Genomic DNA, 21,971 nt, shown 5'->3' with positions numbered 1-21,971 from the left:
TAAATTTGAACCATCATTTTACCAAACTATAATGTTTAAAACCAGAAAAGAAATTGTTTTTGTAATCCTAGCAGGTATTTTTATAACAAATGCTGTTGTAGCTGAGCTTATTGGCGGAAAATTAATTGAAATCGGCCCCTTTGTCATGAGTATTGGGATTTTGCCTTGGCCAGTGGTGTTTTTAACCACTGATCTAATCAACGAATACTTTGGTGAAAAAGGAGTGAAAAAACTTTCTTTTATCACAGCATGTTTAATTGCCTATGCCTTTTTAATTCTATTCATGGCCATTGTCATACCAGCAGCCAAAGGCATTAGCCCGGTAAACGACGAACAATTTCAAGCCGTGTTTGGACAAAGTATGTGGATCATTGTAGGTAGCTTAATTGCTTTCATAACCTCTCAGTTAATTGACGTTTGGATCTTTTGGTTCTTCAAAAGACGAACAGGAGAAAGAAAAATATGGCTCAGAACCACAGGATCAACTGTAATTTCACAGCTATTTGACTCCTTTATTGTACTGGGAATTGCCTTTTGGCTACCGGGAAAAATTAATTTTGAAACTTTTATTTCTTCCGCTTTAACTGGTTATGTTTTTAAACTATCCGTTGCCGTTTTACTAACTCCCATGATTTATGCAGGACATCATTGGATCAAAAAGTACTTAAAAGGAGATCATTCACCTAACGAAAATTAAAGCCATTTTAAACTATAAATCGCCCACTTTACATCTATTGAGTCCGCACAAAAAAGGGATAGCTAACCTTTAAAATCCAGCACTACAAAACAAATCAGTAGATATCAATAATTAGTTTATTTTGTCTTTTATCAAGAAATAACAGACAAAATACACCTGTTTACTTTGATTTCTTAATTAAAAGGTTATTTTTGTTAATTATTTTTTAACCGATAAAACCTACTAAAATGAAAAAAACTTACATTTTATTCTTATTTGTGGTTGTTCTAGGGTTAGCTGTTTCTTCTTGTAGCAGTGATAATAACGATAATGAGTCCATTGAAGCAACATGGGAAATCACTCACGAAGGAGAGATTGATCTTACTACTGCGAAAGAAACTTTAATTCCTGTAAGCAATGAAGGAAATTGTGCTACCTCTACTATTACTTTTTCTAAAGGGGGCATTTTTTCTCATTTTTATACTGAATATTCCGAATCCAAATGTCATACCTATTCGGCACCTGGAGTTTGGACAAAAAAAGCTAATCAATTAACGATCCAATATAACTTTGAAGATTCATCAGAAATTGCCGAAATCGTAGAATTAAGCAACTCAACTCTTAAAATCAAATTTACCGAAACTAATACAGATGGTGAAATTATAGGTCAATTCGTTGCCGTGTACAAAAGAAAATAACCTACTTACTCAATTTTACAAACCTCAAATTCACAAGATTTGAGCTTTTTTTATACATTTGAAACAAAAAACATGGAACCTATAAGATGTGGCTGGTGCTCAGCAAGTGATCTCTACAAAAAATACCATGACCAAGAATGGGGAGTTCCTGTTTATGACGATGCTACATTATTTGAGTTTTTAATTCTAGAAACCTTTCAAGCGGGCTTAAGCTGGATCACCATCTTAAACAAAAGAGAGAATTTTAGAAAGGCTTTTGATCAGTTCGACTATACTAAAATAGCACTATACACTGAAGACAAAATAGAATCCCTATTGCTCGATACGGGAATAATTCGCAATAAACTTAAAGTCCGTTCGGCTGTCACCAACGCACAGGCCTTTATAAAAATTCAAAACGAATTTGGAAGTTTCTCCGACTATATTTGGGAATTTATAGATGGAAAACCCATCAATAACAAACCAAAAACACTAAAAGATGTTCCGGCAACCACTCCCCTTTCTGATAAAATTAGTGCCGATTTAAAAAAAAGAGGATTTAAATTTGTGGGATCAACTGTGATCTACGCCCATATGCAAGCCACCGGAATGGTTAATGATCACATCGAAGATTGCTGGACAAGAGCCCAATAATCCCCTGTTTTTTTTCGTTGAAGTTTCTTAAAAATCAACTTTAAATTTTAAAGGGGAAACTTTTAGATCTTTTTTTTATTACATTTGCTGCACACTTTAGGGGTGTCTACAATTAAGTAGGCTGAGATTTTACCCTCTGAACCTGATCTAGTTCATACTAGCGTAGGGAAAAGTAAGATGACTTCCGTGCGCATTTTTATGCGTAATTGTAGCCATTCCTAAGGTAAAGATTCAACACCATGAATCTCTATGATAAACTAAAATTTTATAGGAATGGAACTAAAAATCAACCAACAAATCAAAAAATTCAATGCTGAAACGCTGACGCTTCAGGCATTGCTCGACCTCGAAATTCCCAACAAACACAATGGCATTGCCGTTGCCGTCAACAATACTGTTGTTCCAAAAATAAATTGGAACCAACATCTTTTGTCAAAAACTGACGAAATTCTCATTATCTCAGCAACTCAAGGCGGATAATCTTCTCCTTTTGGATTAAATCCAAATACTATTTATAGATCTATACAAAAAGACACATTGCCACGCTCCTCACCGAGCCCTTGTACACGTCCTTTTTACCCTATTACTATTTCAATCCAACCTCAAGAGCAACCTTGAAATCCAAAAAACTTTATATCAATCCTATGACTAACGAAGAAAAAATCTCTAGAACACCATTCCCTAACTCCCATAAAATATATGTAGACGGAGTACTACACCCTATAAAAGTAGCCATGCGTGAGGTAACATTATCCGACACCAAACTCTCCAATGGTGGTATAGAAAAAAATAGTCCGGTCACCATTTACGACACCTCAGGACCTTACACTGACCCTCATTTCGAAATCGACATCCGAAAAGGATTACCTCGCTTAAGAGAAGAGTGGATCTTAAAACGCAACGATGTAGAAATACTGGACAAAATTAGTTCGGATTACGGCCAGATGAGATTAAACGATTCCAACCTAAATCACTTGCGCTTCGAATACTTACACCAGCCAAAACGCGCCAAAAAAGGAGCTAACGTAACCCAGCTTTATTATGCAAAACAAGGAATCATTACCCCTGAAATGGAATATATTGCCATTCGTGAAAACCAACGCATAGAGCTTTTAGAACAGCAAACCAAAGCGATGCAATGCCAACATGCGGGACATAGTTTCGGTGCCAATACCCCGAAGACCAAGATCACTCCAGAATTTGTACGCAGCGAAGTGGCCATTGGCCGTGCCATTATCCCGAACAATATCAACCATCCCGAAAGCGAACCTATGATCGTAGGTCGTAATTTCTTAGTAAAAATCAATGCCAATATTGGTAATAGTGCTGTGACTTCCACCATCGAAGAGGAAGTCGAAAAAGCCGTTTGGGCTTGTCGTTGGGGAGCCGACACCATCATGGATTTATCCACAGGAAAAAACATTCATGAAACCCGAGAATGGATCATTCGTAATTCACCAGTACCTATTGGAACCGTACCTATTTATCAAGCTTTAGAGAAAGTAAAAGGAATTGCTGAAGATTTAACTTGGGAAGTTTTCCGTGATACTCTTATTGAGCAAGCCGAACAGGGAGTTTCTTATTTTACTATCCATGCCGGTGTTTTGTTGCGCTACATCCATCTGACCGCTGAGCGCGTTACAGGTATCGTATCTCGTGGTGGTTCTATAATGGCCAAATGGTGTTTATTTCATCACAAAGAAAACTTCTTGTACACTCATTTCGAGGAAATTTGCGAAATCATGAAACAATATGATGTTGCCTTTTCCCTAGGAGATGGTTTACGACCAGGTTCTATAGCCGACGCCAATGATGCTGCCCAATTTGCAGAATTGGAAACATTGGGTGAACTCGCTAAAATTGCCTGGAAACATGATGTTCAAGTATTCATAGAAGGCCCAGGGCACGTACCGATGCATATGATTAAAGAAAACATGGACAAACAACTAGAACATTGCAACGAAGCACCTTTTTACACGCTTGGACCCTTAACTACAGATATTGCACCTGGTTATGATCATATCACTTCGGCTATTGGAGCCGCCATGATTGGATGGTACGGTTGTGCCATGCTATGTTATGTCACACCCAAAGAGCATCTGGGACTACCCAATAAAAAAGATGTAAAAGATGGCGTCATCACTTATAAAATAGCTGCACATGCTGCCGATTTAGCCAAAGGACATCCAGGAGCACAATACCGCGACAATGCCTTGAGTAAAGCACGTTTTGAATTTCGTTGGGAAGATCAATTCAATTTATCCTTAGATCCAGATACCGCCAGAGAATTCCACGACGAAACACTACCTGCCGAGGGAGCGAAAGTGGCTCATTTCTGTTCGATGTGCGGACCTAAATTCTGCTCCATGAAAATTTCACAAGAAATACGTGATGTTGCTGCGGCAGAAAAAGGAATGCAAGAAAAATCAGAAGAGTTTATCGAACAAGGGAAAGAAATTTATATCTAAGAGTACAATTCCGACGAAAGAGGAAAAAACGAAATAAATAGATGCTTGTAATCTCAAACCCCACCGCAATATCCAATGAAATTAAGTTAATCCATTCTCTTTTTGAGGAGGGATTAACCTTGTTTCATGTTCGTAAACCGGCTTATTCTCTGCAGGAAATGACTTTGTTACTCACCCAGATAGATGCTGAATTTCATCCTCAATTGGTCCTGCACAGCCATCATCAATTGACCGAAAAATTTCAGATCAACCGAATTCATTTTCCAGAGCAAAAGAGAAATGACATTACTGTACAGGACTACGGACACAAGGACATGCACTTATCAACATCAACACATTCAATCGCTGATTTTAATGACTTAGATCCAGTATTTGAATATGCTTTTTTGAGTCCGCTATACCCGAGCATTTCCAAACCACATTATGCTCCACAAATAGACCTTTTTGCAAGTATAAAACATAGAAACAATACAAACACTAAACTCGTTGCTTTGGGAGGAATAAGCACAGAAAACATACTCAATACATTGGAAAAAGGCTTTGATACTGTAGCCTTATTAGGTGGAATTTGGAAGGCTGAAAACCCAATTAAAAACTTTAAATCATGTCAGAAAATCGTCCTTTCGTTTTAACAATAGCAGGCTTAGATCCTTCTGGTTCGGCTGGTATTTTGGCCGATTGCAAAACTTTCGAGCAGCACAAAGTGCGCGGTCTTGCGATCCATACTGCCAACACCATTCAAACAGAAAACGAATTCTTTGCTATAGAATGGACCTCACTTGATTTTGTATTGAGGTCGATAAAGGTGCTTTTTGATCACTATGACATAAAGGTCGTAAAAATCGGAATTGTTCCCTCACTTGCCTACTTACAAGAAATCGTTCTTTGTATCAAAGAGCAGGCTCCTACTTGTCGGATCATTTGGGATACGGTTTTAAAATCCACTACTGAATTTGATTTTATGAATGTCGAAAACAAATCTGCCTTACAGGAAATACTTTCACATATAGACTTGATTACACCAAATTACACCGAAATAAAAAGACTATTTCCTGATTTTAATTTAGATCAAAAACAGCCCAATAAAGCTATCCCTACAGCTATTTTACTAAAAGGGGGGCACAATACCCAAAACCTGGGGACGGATTATTTATACCATCAAAATGACATTTTTAAGCTTTACCCAACCCGCTCTAACTGCAGCCCTAAACATGGTTCAGGTTGTGTATTATCAGCCGCTATTGCCGCCCAGTTGGCTTTGGGTCAAGATCTACAATCAGCTTGTACTAATGCCAAAATTTATATCGAAAAATATTTGAGTTCATCTTTAACCTTAATGGGTCATCATCATGTATAAAAAACTACAATATATCTCTCAGGGAAACACCATTGAATCACAATTACACAATATCCATCAAGCTTTGGATAATGGTTGTAAATGGGTTCAGCTGCGTTTCAAAAACCAATCGATAAAAGATGCTTTTACTTTAGGGGAAGCTGTGAAAATATTATGCGAAGAATATCTCGCCAACTTCATTATAAATGACAATGTTTATCTGTGCCAACAAATTGCCGCCGATGGTGTGCATTTAGGCCTTTCCGATACCAAAATAGAGGAAGCTCGAAACCTATTAGGTCCTACCAAAATAATAGGAGCCACTGCCAATACCATGGAAGACATTCTAAATCATATTAAAAATGGTTGTGATTATATTGGCCTTGGTCCTTATCAGTTTACCACAACAAAAGAAAAATTAAGTCCAATTTTAGGTTTGGAAGGCTATCGCGATATTATGCACCAAATCAAAACCAACCAAATCCAGATCCCTATTTATGCTATCGGTGGCATCACCCTAGACAATGTAGATCCATTAATGGAAACTGGAATTTACGGCATTGCGGTCTCTGGAATCATAACCAATAGTTCAGAAAAAGGACAACTCATCAAACAACTTAAAAAAAAACTACATGGAAAGGTCTCTATTTAAAATAGCCGATAAGTCATTCGAATCTCGTTTGTTTATGGGAACAGGGAAATTTGGCTCCAACCTAGAAATGGAAAAAGCCATTTTAGCATCAGGAAGTGAGCTCATTACCGTCGCTTTAAAACGCATTGATTTAGAAACCGAAACAGATGCTATTTTATCCCATTTAAAACATCCCAGAATCAATCTATTACCCAACACTTCAGGTGCTAGAAATGCTAAAGAAGCCATATTCGCTGCCCAACTAGCCCGTGAAGCGCTTGAAACAAATTGGTTAAAACTCGAGATCCATCCAGATCCCAAATATTTAATGCCCGATGCCATAGAAACTCTAAAAGCCACCGAAGCATTAGCCAAACTGGGTTTTATTATTCTTCCTTACATTCATGCTGATCCCGTTTTATGTAAACGCCTAGAAGAGGCTGGAACTGCAGCTGTAATGCCTTTAGGCTCTCCTATTGGTAGTAATAAAGGATTAAAAACAATAGATTTTTTAGAGATTATCATTGAGCAAAGTAAAGTCCCTGTGATTATCGATGCCGGAATTGGAGCACCCTCAGATGCAGCAAAAGCCATGGAACTCGGTGCCGATGCTGTCTTAGTCAATACGGCCATTGCCGTCGCCAGAAATCCAGTACTAATGGCTGAGGCTTTTAAAGAAGCCGTATTTGCCGGTAGAAAAGCCTACGAGGCAAAACTAGGGAAACAACACCATCAAGCCATCGCTTCGAGTCCTTTGACTTCCTTTTTATATGAATAACTTTTCCTGTTTAACCGCAACACACTAAGAAACTTCATGAAGCTAAAGTAATCTTGCCTAAGACTCCGTGAACCTTGCTGAAAAAAAAGAACAATGAACACATTCAAATCTGTTTTTGATCAATACGATTGGAACACTATTCAATCCAAAATATACCAAACTACCGATATGGAGGTAGCCCTTGCATTGCGTAAAAACAAACGAAATCTTGATGATTTTCTAGCCTTAATTTCTCCTGCAGCCTTACCTTATTTAGAGCAGATGGCCCAAGAATGTCATGAATTGACCAAGAAGCGTTTTGGAAAAACAATTCAAATGTATGCACCGCTCTATCTCAGCAATGAGTGTCAAAACATCTGCACCTACTGTGGATTTAGTTTAGATAATAAAATCAAACGAAAAACACTTTCGGATTCAGAAATCAGACAAGAAGTTCTAGCGTTAAAAGAGGCAGGATTTGACCATGTTTTACTCGTTACAGGAGAAGCCAATTATACGGTAAACATTGGTTATTTTCTAAAAGCAATTAGTCAAATAAAAAAACATTTTTCGATTATTTCTGTTGAAGTTCAACCGCTTTCCACGGAAGAATACGAGCGTTTACATGAGGCGGGTGTATATGCGGTTCTCGTATATCAAGAAACCTACCACCAGGAAGTGTATCAAAAATACCACACCAAAGGTAAAAAATCAAATTTTGATTTTAGATTAGAAACTCCTGACCGAATTGGGACCGCAGGTATTCACAAAATTGGATTAGGTGTTCTTTTAGGGTTGGAAGATTGGCGTACCGATAGTTTTTTTAATGCCCTTCATATTGACTATCTCCAAAGAACCTATTGGCAAACAAAGTATTCGGTCTCCTTCCCTAGATTACGTCCAGCAGAAGGCATTATAGAGCCCAATTTCATAATGGATGACAAGGATTTGACACAACTTATTTGTGCATACCGCTTATGGAATGAAGATCTAGAAATTTCGGTATCGACTCGTGAGAATGAAAAATTTCGCAATCACATTATCCCAATAGGGACTACCAGCATGAGTGCCGGCTCGAAAACGAATCCTGGTGGTTATGTGGTAGATCCACAATCCTTGGAACAATTCGAAATTAGTGATGAGCGTACAGCTCAAGAAATAGCAAAAGTCATTAGCGATCGCGGATATGAACCCGTTTGGAAAGATTGGGATAGTACCTACAATTAAATGTATTCTACTAAAAACACTTTTCTATTCCCCTTTTTCAACTTTAAAATTCAATTCTATTCAAATGAGTATCATACAAGAATTTTTACGCTATAACCGTCAAGTAATGTTACCTGAAATTGGTGATATTGGACAGGAAAAAATAAAACAAGCTAAAGTATTAGTCATTGGTGCAGGTGGTTTGGGTTGCCCTATTTTACAATATATAGCTACCGCAGGGGTGGGTACTATAGGTATAGTAGATTTTGACACCATAGAAATTCATAATCTTCACCGCCAAATTCTTTATACCGAGGATATGATCGGTCAGGCCAAAACCTCAGCAGCAAAAATCGTCGTAGAAAAGCTAAATCCATTAATTACGGTTATGGCTTTTGAAGAAAAACTAAGCTCAGAAAATGCCTCTTCAATTATAACGCAATTTGATATAGTAGTGGACGGTTCTGATAATTTTACAACGCGTTATTTAGTGAACGACACTTGCGTACTTTTAAACAAACCCTTAGTCTATGGCAGCATTCTAAAATTTGAAGGCCAAGTGGCTGTTTTTAACAAAAACAATAGTAAAAACTTGCGTGATTTATTCCCTGAAATGCCCGATCCAAAAGAGGTTCCTAATTGCAATCTAAATGGTGTTTTGGGAACATTACCGGGGATCATCGGCACGATGATGGCGCATGAAACTTTAAAACTAATTCTAGACTTACCCACCTTAAAGAACGAATTAGTGCTGTTTGATACGATAAATTGGCAATTTACCAAATTGACTTTCTAAAATTCACTACCCTTTATTATTTGCATAAAAAGCTCACGCTGAATTTCCCTGCAACCTAAACTTTCTAGATGAGGATTATAAACTTGACAATCCAAGAGTTTATAATTCTCTTTTACTAATTTATTCACTAAAGCAATAAAAGCCACTTTGGAGGCATTGGATTCTTTGGAAAACATACTTTCTCCACAAAAAACATGACCCAAATCAATACCATACAGACCCCCAACTAAAACCTCATCTCGCCAAACTTCAACCGACTTTGCAATTCCTTGCTCATTCAATTGACAGTACGCTTCGATCATTTCATCCGAAATCCAGGTTCCATTTTGTCCATCGCGTTTTATTTCTTGACAATTCGAAATTACAGCTCTAAAATCCTGGTTGAAAGTGACCTTAAAATGATTGCGATTCAGCACGTTTCGCATACTTTTGGACACCACCAATTCGTCCAAAAACAAAACCATTCTTGGATCAGGTGACCACCATAATATAGGTTCTCCTTCATTAAACCATGGAAAAATTCCTGACTGATACGCCAGTTGCAATCGCTGTGGATTTAAATCACCGCCTATGGCCAAGATTCCTTCTTCATCAGCCTCTGAAACTGGAGGAAAATACAATTCTTTAGATACGTAATACATAGTTACAAAAAATTCCAAATTCCAAATACGCTAACGATTTGGAATTTGGAATCTTATTTTTGAGTTTTATCCCTTACAATTTACTTCTTAGAAAGGTAAATCGTCTGGTTCATCTTCATTTAAATTAGTTGCTGGAGCGAAAGCTTCTGCAGCTGGCATTGGAGCAGTTTGTCCAGGACCTTCTGGAGCAACTCTCTCAATTCTCCAACCTTGAATACTATTGAAATATCTAGTTTCTCCTTGTGGATTAACCCATTCTCTTCCTCTTAAATTGATAGAAACTTTTACTGCCTCACCTTGTTTGTAGCTACTTAATAAATCGCATTTATCTTGTGTAAATTCGATCAAAATATGCTGTGGATACTGCTCATCTGTGGTAACAACCAACTCTCTTTTTTTGAATGCAGCACTAACTTGTTGCTCTGGGTTCACCACTTTTACTTTTCCTGTAACTTCCATCTTCTTCTATATTAATTATTGTTTCTTTTCTTATTTCCTCGCTAAAAGCACTTTCCAAGCTGATAAAACATCCTCTTTATCAAGATATTTTTTTGCTTCTAAATGTATTTTTTCCTGATCATCTGAGCTTAAAACTCCTTTTACAGAAAAATTTTCTTTCACAAATATACTAACTTCTTCCGTTGTAGGCAAGGCCTCAATATTCCCTAATTTTCCAAGATCATTTCCATTAAAAACACCACTTTCTTTGACCGTATAGGGAATGGCATCTACTCCGACCCCTAAGGTTGTCAGCGGCTTTTGCACTTCAAAAAGTCCTTGATTTGATCTTGAATACCAATTACTTCCTAACCTTGAGACCAAATCAATTTTATGTTGATCGATAGCCCCATTTTCATCCAAAATCGATTCGTGAATATGCATCTTGACTACTTCACAAAGAATCAAATTCCCCGCTCCTCCTTCTTCGCCCAACGGAATTATCTGCGTTACTTTACACTCAAACTGCACTGGGGACTCTTTTACCCGGAACGGTTTTACTAAATCGGAAGGGATTTGAGTTAATCCTGCCTTTATAAATTCGTTTACACCCTCTGCATATTCCGTACTAGCTAAAGAGGTTTGCTGCACTAGATCATAATTTACCACATTAATCACGACTTCTCGGGTCGCTTCTGCATTGATTAAAGTATGTTTAATCGTATTGTCCCTCACACGTCGCGATGGCGAAAAAACTAAGATTGGCGGATTAGCACTAAACAAATTAAAGAAACTAAAAGGCGACAAATTAGGAATTCCCTTTGCACTTATTGTACTCGCAAAAGCAATGGGCCTTGGTCCTATAGCGCTTTGCAAATACCCTTGTAATTTAGCCGTTGGAATCTCTTTTGGATCGATGCTAATCATATTTTTTTCTTTTTAACCGAATCTCGTTTCGGCAACTACAAAAGTATAGAAATGGTTTAAGTTCAAGAAATAGTTTTCGAGATAAAAACAAAAAATCTTTAGCGGCTCAGAAAATATTAAATGTGTATATTTCGTTATATTTATACCCAAAACTAAAGTTATGTCTTTTTCGGAAAGAAAAAATACAACCCGTTGGATAATTATAAGCATCTCCTTTTTAATCATCTCTCTGATTCTATGGAATACCTATACTTTTTTTCAAATTTTCAAGAATGAAGAAAGACTAAAAATGAATCTCTGGGCCAATGCACAAAAGACGCTGGTCAATGCCGATGAGAACACAGACTTAGACCTACCCCTTAACATTTTAAACAACAATACTTCAGTCCCGGTTATGTTAACGATGTATGACAAAGTCATTAGCTCGCTAAATGTACCCGAAGAAATTCTGGCGGACCCTAAAAAATCAAATGCCTATCTTAAAAATTTAAAAAACGAAAACGAACCTATCATCATTGAATATGCCCCTGGGAAATTTCAGAAAGTCTATTATGGAAATTCTGCCTTACTGAACAAACTCAAATATTATCCCATTGCTTTAGTGCTAATTATTTTCTTGTTTGGCGCCCTTATTTACAATTTCTACAGAAGCACTAAGATGGCGACTCAAAATAAGCTCTGGGCAGGAATGGCAAAAGAAACCGCACATCAAATCGGAACACCTTTATCCTCCTTAATTGGTTGGGTCGAAATATTAAAAACAGAAGAAATCGATCAATCGATCACAGTAGAAATCGAAAAAGATGTGGAGCGCTTACAAACCATAACCGATCGTTTTTCAAAAATCGGATCGGTTCCTGTTTTAGAGAAACAAGATATTGTTGCGGAGACTCTACAGACTTATACCTATTTACAATCTCGTTTTTCAAAACAAGTTACCTTTTTATATCAGGCACCAAAGGAACCCATATTTGCCCTAATCAATCCGACTCTTCATAGCTGGACAATTGAAAACCTGGTAAAAAACGCCATTGACGCCATGAAAGGCAAAGGTACTTTAGATCTTCAAATTGAGCAGGACGCGCAGCATGTAAAAATAAACATAAAAGATTCGGGAACCGGAATTTTAAAAAAACAGTACAAAACCATTTTTGAGCCTGGTTTTACCACAAAAAAACGTGGCTGGGGATTAGGTCTTTCTTTAACGAAAAGAATCGTTGAGGAATACCATAATGGCATGATCAAAGTGTTGCATTCTGAAATAGGAAAAGGAACTACCTTCCAGATTTCCTTAAATAAAAAAGTGTAGAAAAATTACTTTACTACACTTTAGTTCATTTTTATTTCCCATCAAGTCGAGCGATTTTCAACACAAGACTTTCGCCTTCACTCCTATTGACATTAATTTTTTTTTTTAAAATGCCCCCTTTTCGAATATTATAAATTCTCCTGGATGCTTTTAGCTAATGCTTCAAACTCCTCTTTAGAAAGCGATACTTTATTCTGAAAACGCATTTCATCCATTTCGTTTAACGGAATTAAATGAACGTGCGCATGAGGAACTTCTAACCCCACAACTGCCATCCCTACTCTTTTGCAAGGAACCGTTTTTTCTAAAGCGATTGCGATTTTCTTAGCAAATTTCATTAGACCTAAATACAACTCGTCATCCATATCAAAAATCTTATCGATTTCTTGCTTCGGAATACAGAGCGTGTGCCCTTTTGCATTTGGGTTGACATCTAAAAAAGCCAGATAGTTTTCGTCTTCAGCAATTTTATAGGCTGGTATTTCTCCTTGTACTATTTTTGTAAATATGGTGCTCATCTCTTTAGACTGTTACAATTAATCTCTAGAAATTTCAAGAATTTCAAATTTTAAAACGCCATTTGGCACTGTAATTTCTGCTACTTCTCCAACTGACTTCCCTAACAAACCTTTTCCGATAGGAGAGGTCACAGAAATTTTTCCAGTTTTCAAATCAGCTTCACTCTCAGCAACTAAAGTATACTTCATTTCCATCCCATTGCTTTGGTTCTTAATTTTTACATTAGAAAGCACCAATGCTTTTGAAACGTCAAGTTGAGATTCATCTATTAATCTGGCATTTGAATACACCTCTTCCATTTTAGAAATTCTCATTTCTAATAAACCTTGCGCTTCTTTTGCTGCATCATATTCGGCGTTTTCAGACAAATCACCTTTATCTCTTGCTTCTGCTATATCTTGAGATGCTTTTGGACGCATTACACTTTTTAAATGCTCCAACTCATCTTTTAATTTTTTTAATCCTTCTGCTGTATAATAAGATACTTTACTCATAACTTCATCGTTTATATAAATACAAAAAATCCCATCAGGACGGGATTTCTTATTACAAATATACTATTATTTTTAATAGTACATAATTATATGTTAATCATATAAAATTCAAATCTAAATAATTTATTTTTGTTTCACTAATTCCTATTCAAATAATGAAAAAATTCTGGCTCTTTACGGTTTTTGTAACTTTACTGTTCTCTTGTAGTGATAATAAAACCACTAACAAAAACCCTTATATCCCTAATTATTCCGTGAATTTGTCTGTAGATATGAATCTACCGGCCTATTCCAATCTTAAATTCGTAAGTAATGGTGTTATTGTCCCTAATTTTGGAGCCAAAGGAATTATCATTTTTAATGCCGGAAGCGGTTATAATGCTTTCGATGCAGCCTGTCCTAATCAAGCCATAACTTCCTGTACTGCGATGACCATTGAGGGCATCAATGCCGTTTGTTCTTGCGACAAAACATCTTACAGTTTATTTACTGGACTTGGAGGCAAACAATACCCCTTAAAACAATATCGAGTTGAAGTGATCGGCACCGCCATTCACGTATACAATTAAAACAATAAAGCCTGAAAGTTTTTAATTTTCAGGCTTTATTATATAACATCTCTTTTACTTCTTTAGAACTTCAAAGTCAATCCCGCTAGGAAATTAATTCCTGCCTGAGGATAGTAGTAGGGATAGATATCCCACATCGCACCATTTGACACATATGTTTTATCCAAAATATTATTTACCAAACCAGTAATCAATATTGATTTAAAAATTGATCTTGGTTTTATCTCGTAAGAAACATTCAAATCGTTCACAAAGTAATCCGCTAGTTTTGCCGCAGGCAATTCAATATTATTCATGTATTGCTCCCCAACAAATTTTTGCAATAAGGAAATATGCAAACGTTCCATTGGACTATACACGATAATGTTTCCAGCTATAACTGATGGTGAATAAGCGATATTTGTTGTTCCGTATTTTTGACCTTCAACCGCTAAATCAATATTTTTATTACTACTTAAAGTAAAATTGGGTCTAAGAAGAAACTGTTCTGAAAGTTTTATAGTCGCATCCACTTCCCATCCTAAACGATAACTTTTTTCGCTATTGGAACGAATTGGACTCCCTACATCATCTAATCTCCCGGTTAAGATCAATTGATCTCTATACCCCATATAATACAGATTTGAAGTCAATTGGACGCGATCTGAGTTAAATCTCCAACCTAGTTCAAAATCATTTAATTTTTCAGGCTTCACATTTCCCCCTTCATAATCGGTTCTGTTCGGCTCACGATTGGCTCTAGCATAAGAAAAATAAAACGTATTCTTTTGATTCATCTCATAGTTTAATCCTGCTTTGGGATTGAAGAAATTGAAATCATCATCAACCAATCCTGTTTCTTTACTATTAGCCTTATAGGTTACATTTCTATACTGCAAATCACCATAAAAGCTTAACTTTTCTGTAAATTGATAGTTCGCTTTTGCGAAGATATTCCCATCGGTTTTCGCTGAGAAGTCATCATAATAATGATCTCCAGGCTCTGCTTGAGAAGCATATCTCGCCCAGATTACTTTTCCGAAATGATCGCCTTCGTATTTATTCCAGCCTCCACCAAAAATAACGTCTAGTTTTTCATCTTTATACTTCATAGAGAAAGTTGTCCCGTAAAAATCATTATCCAACCATTTCTGACGCACTAAATCAGTTGTGGTTACCCCACCCACTGGTAACAAACCATAACTGGCCATATCAGCATCCTCTTTATAATTTTCGTAGTACCCTTTTCCTTTGGTATAGTGAAGTGCTAGACTAGAACTCCATTTGTCGGACAAAGATTCACTCCAATGCAATTGATAATGGTCTTGTTTGTAATTATCCGTCTCATTATCGTAAAAACGAATATTTCCTGCTTCATCGGTATACATACCTGCTGAGTTGAAGGTTCGATTTGCATTTAAAGTTTCTGCATCAATTCCATTCCAGGATTGGTAGGTCTTTTCGGTTCCACCAAAAACCAAGGCTTTGATTAAAGTCGTTTTACCTACATAGGTTCCTTGTAAAAAATACGATTTCAAATCTGAACTCGCTCTATCCACGTAACCATCCGATTTAATGGTCGATAAACGTCCTGCTAATTCAAAATGGTCGTTTAACAAACCTGTACTAAACTTCACTGTATTTTTTCGAGAATTAAAACTCCCGTAAGAACTTGAGATTTCTCCATTGGCTTTCGAAGCATAACTATCGGTGAGCATATTCAAACTGGCTCCAAAAGCGCCCGATCCATTGGTAGAAGTTCCAACACCACGTTGCAATTGTAAACTCTCTACTGAAGAAGCAAAATCAGGCATATTGACCCAGAAAGTACCTTGACTCTCCGCATCATTATATGGAATTCCGTTGATGGTCACATTCACTCTGGTTGCATCGCTACCACGTACGCGTATACCCGTATACCCCAAACCATTCCCCGCATCTGAAGTAGTCACCACCGATGGCAAATAATTCATTAGAATCGGAATATCCTGACCTAGGTTTCTGAATTTAATATCTTTTTTATCTAAATTACTAAATGAAACTGGCGTTTTTGTAGTTACACGAACAGCCGAAACCAATACATTGTCAAGTTGATTGACTTTGGTAGTGTCTTTGACTTGAGAAAAAGAAAAAAGGGTAAAGAAAAAAGACAATAACGTAAAGAAAAAAGGCTTATAAGTGACCTTCTTTTGCAACTTAGATCTGTTGCTGTTTAGTACCTCAGTACCAGTAAAAATAGTTTCCATCTGTAAAAAAATTACAAATAAAAGGGGGAATTATTCTTTTGTTAAATTAATAAATGTTTCACAACAAAATAGAGCGTACACGCTAAAATTGTCGTTTTTTCCCTTAGCGACATTACTCGCTCAGGTTCTTTGGGTATGATCTCAGCTCGTTATTTAGAGCACCCCTTTGAGACAGTGCAAATGTACTCTTAAAAAGCGAAATTCCAAATGCTAAAAAAAACAAGGCTAATTTACTCGAAATTAGGTCGCTTTCGAGACTGCTTGAGTTCTGATATATTCTTTTTGTCCTTGATTCTCTTTTTAATCACTGACTTGGGAACCTTTGTCGCCTTTCGGGGCTTCTGGATGATTAAACCATTTTTAATCATTTCCAAAAACCGTTTGGTTACGATACTTTTATTTTTCAACTGACTTCTATCTTCATCACAATTCAGAATCAGAATAGCGTCTGCCGTTAATCTTGTCGCCAATTTTGTTTCCAAAAGCAGCTTTTCCTCTTCTGATAAAGCTTGTGAATTTCGCAAATCAAAACTCAAAACTACCTTCGAAGATACTTTGTTTACATTCTGTCCTCCAGCACCACTGCTGCGAACGGCTTTATAGTTAAGTTCTGTGATTATTTTCTCTATATCCATTACTGTGGTTGATGTGCTGGTTTTAATAAATCGTTTACGGTTTTTACAGGATTGAAAGTAATAATGGGCACCTCTACAAAAACAGTTAACCAATTGGCCATAGCACCATTCCATAAGCCTGGCAATTCATAACTCTTCACAACCTGACCATTGGCACTCTTCTCTACAATAAAACCACTCTTATGATTGACAAATTTTGCCAAATCAAACTTTTCATTTTTATAATTTTTAATCCCACAAACTAAATCAACTGGATTAAAATGCGTGGCATTGGCCAGAATAGTTGCCTGAATCTTATCCCCTGAATCTACTTGAGAGCTTTCGACAATCTGAAGTGAAATAGTTCCATTTTCATCCTGTACCCAAAATGGTCCTCCCCCTGGTTCTCCTTCATTTTTCACCATTCCACAAACCCGAATTGGCCTATCGAGTACTTCTTTTAATCGATTCATTTTATCTTCAAAAGTCAATCCCTCCAAATCACTTTCTATAGGGACATTTAAACTTTCTTTCACAAACAAAACAGCCTCCACCATCTTCTCTGATGTTAACCGTTGCTGTTCAATATCGTTAAGATAAGCAAAAACAGTATTTTGTATTTCGATTAAAATACCCGCTAATGCTTTTTTATACAACGCAATTTCTTCGATATGATTCTGAATAACATTATCTATATTCTTGATAAATAACACATCCGCATCCAGATTCCCTAGATTTTCAATCAAAGCACCATGTCCTCCAGGCCTAAAAACCAATTTTCCAGCTGCTGTTCGAACGGGTTTATTCTCTAGATCAAGACTAATTGAATCGGTACTTTTACTTTGATAAGAGTAACTAATATTAATTTTTGTTCCCGACTCTTGCTCGAATTTCTCCTTCACCGCTGCAACACACTGTTCAAATTGACTCTGATGGTTTTCTGTTACGGTAAAATGCAAATTCGATACTGAATTGGAGCTAGCATAATAAGCACATTCATGCAAATGTTCCTCAATAGGATTTGCAATATGTGCCTTATACTGATGAAAAGGCAAAACCGCTTTGGGTTTATTGGCAAAGTCAAAATAATCTGAAGCCAATATCATTTTTATGAAATAGTAATTTTTATAATCGCTATTCAAAGAATCAAAATCAGAATACAGCTGCTTTAGTTTCTGGTCCACAGCTTTAAAAAAAGGAAACTTATCCATCCCAATAATAAAGAGAGACAATTGGTTTTCTTTTTTTCTATTGATATAAGCATTAATGCTCTCCTTCTCAATATCAAATTCATTCAGGAATTCATTCAAGAACTTGAACATCCTACTAGCCGCACCCGAAGCTGGAACAAACTTTTTCAATTTCAACTCCGATTTATGATCTTCAAACAAAGTTGCTTTTGCCTGAAAATCGGCTGCAGACAAACTCAAAATTCCGTTTGAAACTGTGGCTGGACTTATTAAATGACTTTTATTGATGCCCTTTTTCAGAATCGATAACTGCTGTTGGATATTTTCAAAAGGAATTCCATGCTCATAAATTTGAACAAAATCTGCCGAAGAAAAACCTAAAGTTTTAGCTAGACTGAGCTTATTGATTATTTCTACCGCTTTGGCCAAGCGTAGCTCTTTATTTCCTGACAAAGTTATATACGGCTTTCCAGCCCCAATTAACGCCTCTTTGAAAACAGAAAAGACCGATTCTCTTTCATTTGGACTATCGCGAATATCATCTTTCTCCCAAGGCACATCTATATCCGTAAGGAAAAACAAATCATATTGGTGCTCTTGTGCTGCATGATCTAATAAGGGGTCACAAAAACCATAATACATTTCTGAAAACACCTTGGTCACCATTAGATTCGTATCGCAAAACAAGTACGTATTGGCTAAAGCTAATTTTTCATTTTCTAAATTGGTTTGTCCGTACGCAATAGGCATCATATCTCCCTCTACACAGATATGTCCATTCTCTTCCCATTTCTCCTGCAAATAATCGCGCGCAAATTCAGGCACCCACTCCGTTTGATAATACGAAGCAAGTTGCTTAGCTAAAGTTGTTTTCCCCGTACTCTCAGGACCGAACAAAGCAAATTTTAATATTCTTGTATCTTCTTGTTTAAGATTCTCTTCCATTCTAAATAAGCTGAAATAGCTAAAATTGTAAAAATTAAATATTGGAACGCCAACATTCCTAATCCTCGATAAGCATATAAAGGCACTACAATAATGTCGCCAATAATCCAAAGGGTCCAATTCTCTATTTTTTTCTTTGCCATATACCACATACCGGTAAAGAATATGCCTGAGGCAAGGATATCTATATAATTATCGTGATGTATTTCGTAATCAAAAAACTTATAAATACCGAAAACTACAAAAATCGTAATAAAGAACAAACCAATACCTATTACTTTTTCTTTATTATCAGTACGTGTAATGGGTAAATTATCTTCTTGACTTGTTCCTTTTGCCCAATTATACCATCCATAAACACTCATGATCGAAAAATAGCCATTGATCATCATATCTCCCAAATACCCTGCGACATAGAGTAAATAAACCGAGATTACCGTGGCAATTAGTCCCGTAGGGTATACCCAAATGTTTTCTTTTTTTGCAAACCAGACGCTTAAAATCCCGAAAACAAAAACAAGAAACTCTAAACCGATATGCCAAAGCGGAACATTCTTATAGGCGTCAAGAAAAAAATCAATCATATCGTTTGTTTATTTTCATTATATAGTATCGGGTTTAGCTCATGTCAAATAACCAATTGATCAATGACGGTATATATCGGCCCCTGCTTTTGTCTTTTATTCCATAACGAGCGTAAAAGTAAAAGTTTTTTCATGCAAGCGAACTATTTTGAATCAATTATATTTGTGTATTCACTTGGAACAACGAAAGAAACAAAATTATGATTGCGATAGAATTACTTGAAAAATACCAAGCTGTACAAAAGTCATTCCCTAAAACAAGCTCAATTTTCAAAGAAGGCAAATGGCCTACCCACTATTATCAAATTGTTTCGGGTGAAGTAAAGATGAATAATTACAATGACGATGGCAGAGAATTTATTCAAGGTATCTTTTACCAAAACCAATCCTTTGGCGAGCCTCCCTTATTCCTAAATCAAAAATATCCCGCAAGCGCGGTTGCTGTGGAAGACGCAGAAATACTTTGTGTTTCCAAAGAAAACTTCCTAAAGTTGTTAAACGAAAATCCATCCGTAAGCCTCCAAATCATAGAAAATCTAGCACAACGATTGTATTACAAATCCGTAATGGCCGCCGAGATATCGACACAGGAACCGGAACATCGTGTTTTGAGACTAATCGATTATGCCATTTCCAATTTCAACTTTAAGAAAGACGCCAACGGCTATCTCATCAATTTCACCAGACAACAAATTGGTGATTTATCGGGGCTTCGGGTTGAAACAGTTATACGAGCCATAAAATCATTGGAAAAAAAAGGAGCCTTAAAAATCATCAACAGAAAAGTATATCGTTAATCATTCCTTTATGATTTGAGTCATAAAGTCAAAGTCGTTGTGGGCATTAACTTTGTTGCTCTAAAACAATATATCATGACACTTTACCACTCCACATTCGAAAATTTCAACAACAGTTACATTGGTATGGCCACGATGGCTATAATTGGACAAAGCTGCCTTGGTGCTATAGCCGCCATGTTTATCCTCGCTAACGGAACCTCACCAACACAAATGATTCAGCTTGCCATAATCGTGTTAACGAACATTTTAGCCAATACTTCGATTTTGGCTCAATTGCGTCACAAAACAGTTTTCAACCTTATCCTAACAACGGTCTTTTTTAGTATCTTGTTTATCATTATCAACAACCTTTAGTTATGAAAAAACAAATCGAAAATAGAGAAGATCTATCCCTTTTGGTAAACACCTTTTATACCAAGATAAGAGCCGATACTGAAATTGGCTTTTATTTCAATAACATGATTACAGATTGGGCAGAACACCTAGAAAAACTAACTGATTTTTGGGAGACAAATTTGTTTGGTGGCAAGAAGTACAAGGGCGATCCCATTGCCGCACACAATAAAGTGGATACGCATTCCAACCATCAAATTACCTCTCATGAATTTGGAATTTGGCTGAATCTGTGGTTTGAAACTCTGGACGAACTTTTTGAAGGGGAACAGGTCAGTATCCTTAAACGAAGAGCGCGAAAAATGAGCACGTTTCTTTATTTGAATATGTTTGAAAACCGCTCAAAAGCTTAGGAAAGTCGTCCCTAAAATAAGTTCTTTCCTTTTTCACACTAACTATTGGCTTTGTTTGATTAAAAAATCAACCTCTATTTTTCAAGTGCGTAAACTAAAGTAAAGTTTTCGATTTCTTGATAATACACGACAAAGTCTTTTACCAAATCATCAAAATGCAAGCTGGCTAGGGTTTGGCTTGCTTCCAAGGAGAATGAATTTACACGAATGTGATCTTTAAAACTGATTCCCTTTTCGTTGCGAATTTTAAAAATAGCTTCTTTGGCTCCCCAAATCACCGTGAGCTTTTTTATATAATCTTCGGATGCTGCTGGGTCTAAATAAGCAAACTCTTTATCGACAAACTTATCGGCGATTCTGAGGATTTTTTCTCGTTGAAGTTCGATATCAATTCCAACCGTTTCTTCGCTTATAATGATAGCGGCGAAATGATGTGAATGGGTAATGGAGATGTAATGATGACAGCTTAAATACGGTTTTCCGAACTCGTCGTAATGCAAATCAAGATCGCTAAAACCCGCTTCCTGCAAAAGCATACGTACACTTAGAAAACCACGTTTATGCAAATCGGATTTCATTCCATTTAACCGAAGCTGTGTTTTTTCTTTTAAAACTACTTTATCAAATAACGCTTCAAAAGACTCCGTGATCTTCCACACTAAAATTCGCGTTGTTGGGCTAAAGGATATGATTTGATGTAAAGGCATCTTTTTTAATTTGTAAATTAGGTGTTATTCATTAAAATCAAGCAATGTACTACGAACACCAA

General features: G+C 36.6%; 26 protein-coding genes and 1 riboswitch. Of the genes, 16 read left to right on the top strand and 10 right to left on the bottom strand.

Annotated elements, in window-relative coordinates:
* Nucleotides 1-31 precede the first annotated feature (31 nt).
* The 11 genes from AC51AA_RS15430 (at nucleotide 32) to AC51AA_RS15380 (ending at nucleotide 9,201) form a co-directional block, all read left to right on the top strand.
* The gene (locus AC51AA_RS15430) at nucleotides 32-697 is read left to right on the top strand and encodes a queuosine precursor transporter (protein ID WP_500703113.1); all 666 of its coding nucleotides are present in this window, start codon (nucleotides 32-34) and stop codon (nucleotides 695-697) included.
* 227 nt (nucleotides 698-924) lie between these two features.
* Nucleotides 925-1,374 (top strand): lipocalin-like domain-containing protein, encoded by a 450-nt coding sequence (locus AC51AA_RS15425; protein ID WP_500703112.1) that lies wholly within the window; start codon nucleotides 925-927, stop codon nucleotides 1,372-1,374.
* 72 nt (nucleotides 1,375-1,446) lie between these two features.
* The gene (locus tag AC51AA_RS15420; RefSeq protein WP_500703111.1) at nucleotides 1,447-2,007 is read left to right on the top strand and encodes a DNA-3-methyladenine glycosylase I; all 561 of its coding nucleotides are present in this window, start codon (nucleotides 1,447-1,449) and stop codon (nucleotides 2,005-2,007) included.
* Nucleotides 2,008-2,095: 88 nt separating this feature from the next.
* Nucleotides 2,096-2,193, top strand: a riboswitch (TPP riboswitch).
* 87 nt (nucleotides 2,194-2,280) lie between these two features.
* Nucleotides 2,281-2,487: a sulfur carrier protein ThiS gene (gene thiS / locus AC51AA_RS15415; RefSeq protein ID WP_500703110.1), complete on the top strand. Its 207-nt coding sequence runs from the start codon at nucleotides 2,281-2,283 to the stop codon at nucleotides 2,485-2,487.
* Between the two features lie 164 nt (nucleotides 2,488-2,651).
* Nucleotides 2,652-4,475, top strand: a complete 1,824-nt coding sequence (thiC, locus tag AC51AA_RS15410; protein ID WP_500703109.1) for a phosphomethylpyrimidine synthase ThiC — start codon at nucleotides 2,652-2,654, stop codon at nucleotides 4,473-4,475.
* Between the two features lie 41 nt (nucleotides 4,476-4,516).
* Nucleotides 4,517-5,107, top strand: a complete 591-nt coding sequence (locus AC51AA_RS15405; protein ID WP_500703108.1) for a thiamine phosphate synthase — start codon at nucleotides 4,517-4,519, stop codon at nucleotides 5,105-5,107.
* Entirely contained in the window at nucleotides 5,080-5,832 is a 753-nt protein-coding gene (locus tag AC51AA_RS15400; protein ID WP_500703107.1) for a hydroxymethylpyrimidine/phosphomethylpyrimidine kinase, read from the top strand. The genes AC51AA_RS15405 and AC51AA_RS15400 overlap by 28 nt, the downstream gene beginning before the upstream one ends.
* Nucleotides 5,825-6,463 carry a thiamine phosphate synthase gene (locus AC51AA_RS15395; RefSeq protein ID WP_500703106.1) on the top strand — a complete coding sequence of 213 codons (639 nt, stop codon included), beginning with the start codon at nucleotides 5,825-5,827 and terminating at the stop codon, nucleotides 6,461-6,463. Before AC51AA_RS15400 ends, AC51AA_RS15395 begins: the two co-directional genes overlap by 8 nt.
* The gene (locus AC51AA_RS15390; protein WP_500703105.1) at nucleotides 6,444-7,220 is read left to right on the top strand and encodes a thiazole synthase; all 777 of its coding nucleotides are present in this window, start codon (nucleotides 6,444-6,446) and stop codon (nucleotides 7,218-7,220) included. The genes AC51AA_RS15395 and AC51AA_RS15390 overlap by 20 nt, the downstream gene beginning before the upstream one ends.
* Before the next feature lie 93 nt (nucleotides 7,221-7,313).
* The gene (gene thiH, locus AC51AA_RS15385) at nucleotides 7,314-8,426 is read left to right on the top strand and encodes a 2-iminoacetate synthase ThiH (protein WP_500703104.1); all 1,113 of its coding nucleotides are present in this window, start codon (nucleotides 7,314-7,316) and stop codon (nucleotides 8,424-8,426) included.
* Between the two features lie 64 nt (nucleotides 8,427-8,490).
* On the top strand, nucleotides 8,491-9,201 hold the full coding sequence (locus AC51AA_RS15380) for a HesA/MoeB/ThiF family protein (protein WP_500703103.1): 711 nt from the start codon (nucleotides 8,491-8,493) through the stop codon (nucleotides 9,199-9,201).
* Here the strand turns inward: AC51AA_RS15380 and aat are convergent.
* From aat to AC51AA_RS15365, 3 genes are all read right to left on the bottom strand, one after another.
* Complete coding sequence (aat, locus tag AC51AA_RS15375) at nucleotides 9,198-9,842, bottom strand: leucyl/phenylalanyl-tRNA--protein transferase (RefSeq protein ID WP_500703102.1); 645 nt, start codon at nucleotides 9,840-9,842, stop codon at nucleotides 9,198-9,200. The genes AC51AA_RS15380 and aat overlap by 4 nt on opposite strands.
* Nucleotides 9,843-9,929: 87 nt before the next feature.
* Nucleotides 9,930-10,301 (bottom strand): DUF3127 domain-containing protein, encoded by a 372-nt coding sequence (locus AC51AA_RS15370; RefSeq protein ID WP_500703101.1) that lies wholly within the window; start codon nucleotides 10,299-10,301, stop codon nucleotides 9,930-9,932.
* 30 nt (nucleotides 10,302-10,331) lie between these two features.
* Nucleotides 10,332-11,207 (bottom strand): flavin reductase family protein, encoded by an 876-nt coding sequence (locus AC51AA_RS15365; protein WP_500703100.1) that lies wholly within the window; start codon nucleotides 11,205-11,207, stop codon nucleotides 10,332-10,334.
* Nucleotides 11,208-11,367: 160 nt separating this feature from the next.
* Between AC51AA_RS15365 and AC51AA_RS15360 the strand changes: the two genes are divergently transcribed.
* A complete protein-coding gene (locus tag AC51AA_RS15360; RefSeq protein WP_500703099.1) occupies nucleotides 11,368-12,516 on the top strand; it encodes a sensor histidine kinase in 1,149 nt (382 codons plus the stop codon).
* Between the two features lie 128 nt (nucleotides 12,517-12,644).
* Here the strand turns inward: AC51AA_RS15360 and AC51AA_RS15355 are convergent, their stop codons facing one another.
* Both AC51AA_RS15355 and greA read right to left on the bottom strand, forming a co-directional pair.
* Nucleotides 12,645-13,034 (bottom strand): HIT family protein, encoded by a 390-nt coding sequence (locus AC51AA_RS15355; protein WP_500703098.1) that lies wholly within the window; start codon nucleotides 13,032-13,034, stop codon nucleotides 12,645-12,647.
* A gap of 18 nt (nucleotides 13,035-13,052) precedes the next feature.
* Nucleotides 13,053-13,529, bottom strand: coding sequence for a transcription elongation factor GreA (gene greA, locus AC51AA_RS15350; RefSeq protein WP_059117808.1), 477 nt, complete (start codon nucleotides 13,527-13,529; stop codon nucleotides 13,053-13,055).
* A gap of 155 nt (nucleotides 13,530-13,684) precedes the next feature.
* Between greA and AC51AA_RS15345 the strand changes: the two genes are divergently transcribed.
* Nucleotides 13,685-14,098, top strand: a complete 414-nt coding sequence (locus AC51AA_RS15345) for a Rieske (2Fe-2S) protein (protein ID WP_500703097.1) — start codon at nucleotides 13,685-13,687, stop codon at nucleotides 14,096-14,098.
* 62 nt (nucleotides 14,099-14,160) lie between these two features.
* On the opposite strand, the gene AC51AA_RS15340 is transcribed toward AC51AA_RS15345, so the two are convergent.
* From AC51AA_RS15340 to pnuC, 4 genes are all read right to left on the bottom strand, one after another.
* On the bottom strand, nucleotides 14,161-16,323 hold the full coding sequence (locus AC51AA_RS15340) for a TonB-dependent receptor (RefSeq protein WP_500703096.1): 2,163 nt from the start codon (nucleotides 16,321-16,323) through the stop codon (nucleotides 14,161-14,163).
* Between the two features lie 230 nt (nucleotides 16,324-16,553).
* Nucleotides 16,554-16,958: an alternative ribosome rescue aminoacyl-tRNA hydrolase ArfB gene (gene arfB, locus AC51AA_RS15335; protein ID WP_500703095.1), complete on the bottom strand. Its 405-nt coding sequence runs from the start codon at nucleotides 16,956-16,958 to the stop codon at nucleotides 16,554-16,556.
* Nucleotides 16,958-19,072, bottom strand: a complete 2,115-nt coding sequence (locus AC51AA_RS15330) for a DUF4301 family protein (RefSeq protein ID WP_500703094.1) — start codon at nucleotides 19,070-19,072, stop codon at nucleotides 16,958-16,960. The genes arfB and AC51AA_RS15330 overlap by 1 nt, the downstream gene beginning before the upstream one ends.
* Nucleotides 19,033-19,656 (bottom strand): nicotinamide riboside transporter PnuC, encoded by a 624-nt coding sequence (pnuC, locus tag AC51AA_RS15325; RefSeq protein ID WP_500703093.1) that lies wholly within the window; start codon nucleotides 19,654-19,656, stop codon nucleotides 19,033-19,035. Before pnuC ends, AC51AA_RS15330 begins: the two co-directional genes overlap by 40 nt.
* Nucleotides 19,657-19,856: 200 nt before the next feature.
* Between pnuC and AC51AA_RS15320 the strand changes: the two genes are divergently transcribed.
* From AC51AA_RS15320 to AC51AA_RS15310, 3 genes are all read left to right on the top strand, one after another.
* Nucleotides 19,857-20,453, top strand: coding sequence for a Crp/Fnr family transcriptional regulator (locus AC51AA_RS15320; protein WP_500703092.1), 597 nt, complete (start codon nucleotides 19,857-19,859; stop codon nucleotides 20,451-20,453).
* Between the two features lie 75 nt (nucleotides 20,454-20,528).
* Complete coding sequence (locus AC51AA_RS15315; RefSeq protein ID WP_500703091.1) at nucleotides 20,529-20,810, top strand: hypothetical protein; 282 nt, start codon at nucleotides 20,529-20,531, stop codon at nucleotides 20,808-20,810.
* A 2-nt stretch (nucleotides 20,811-20,812) separates the two neighbouring features.
* A complete protein-coding gene (locus AC51AA_RS15310) occupies nucleotides 20,813-21,202 on the top strand; it encodes a group III truncated hemoglobin (protein WP_500703090.1) in 390 nt (129 codons plus the stop codon).
* A 74-nt stretch (nucleotides 21,203-21,276) separates the two neighbouring features.
* Here the strand turns inward: AC51AA_RS15310 and AC51AA_RS15305 are convergent, their stop codons facing one another.
* Complete coding sequence (locus tag AC51AA_RS15305) at nucleotides 21,277-21,909, bottom strand: 4'-phosphopantetheinyl transferase family protein (protein WP_500703089.1); 633 nt, start codon at nucleotides 21,907-21,909, stop codon at nucleotides 21,277-21,279.
* Between the last annotated feature and the right edge of the window lie 62 nt (nucleotides 21,910-21,971).

Source organism: Flavobacterium sp. OHVDL-2026-0007, from assembly GCF_059882335.1.
The sequence above is the reverse complement of the archived record's forward strand: the minus strand, read 5'-3'. Positions and strand labels throughout refer to the sequence as shown.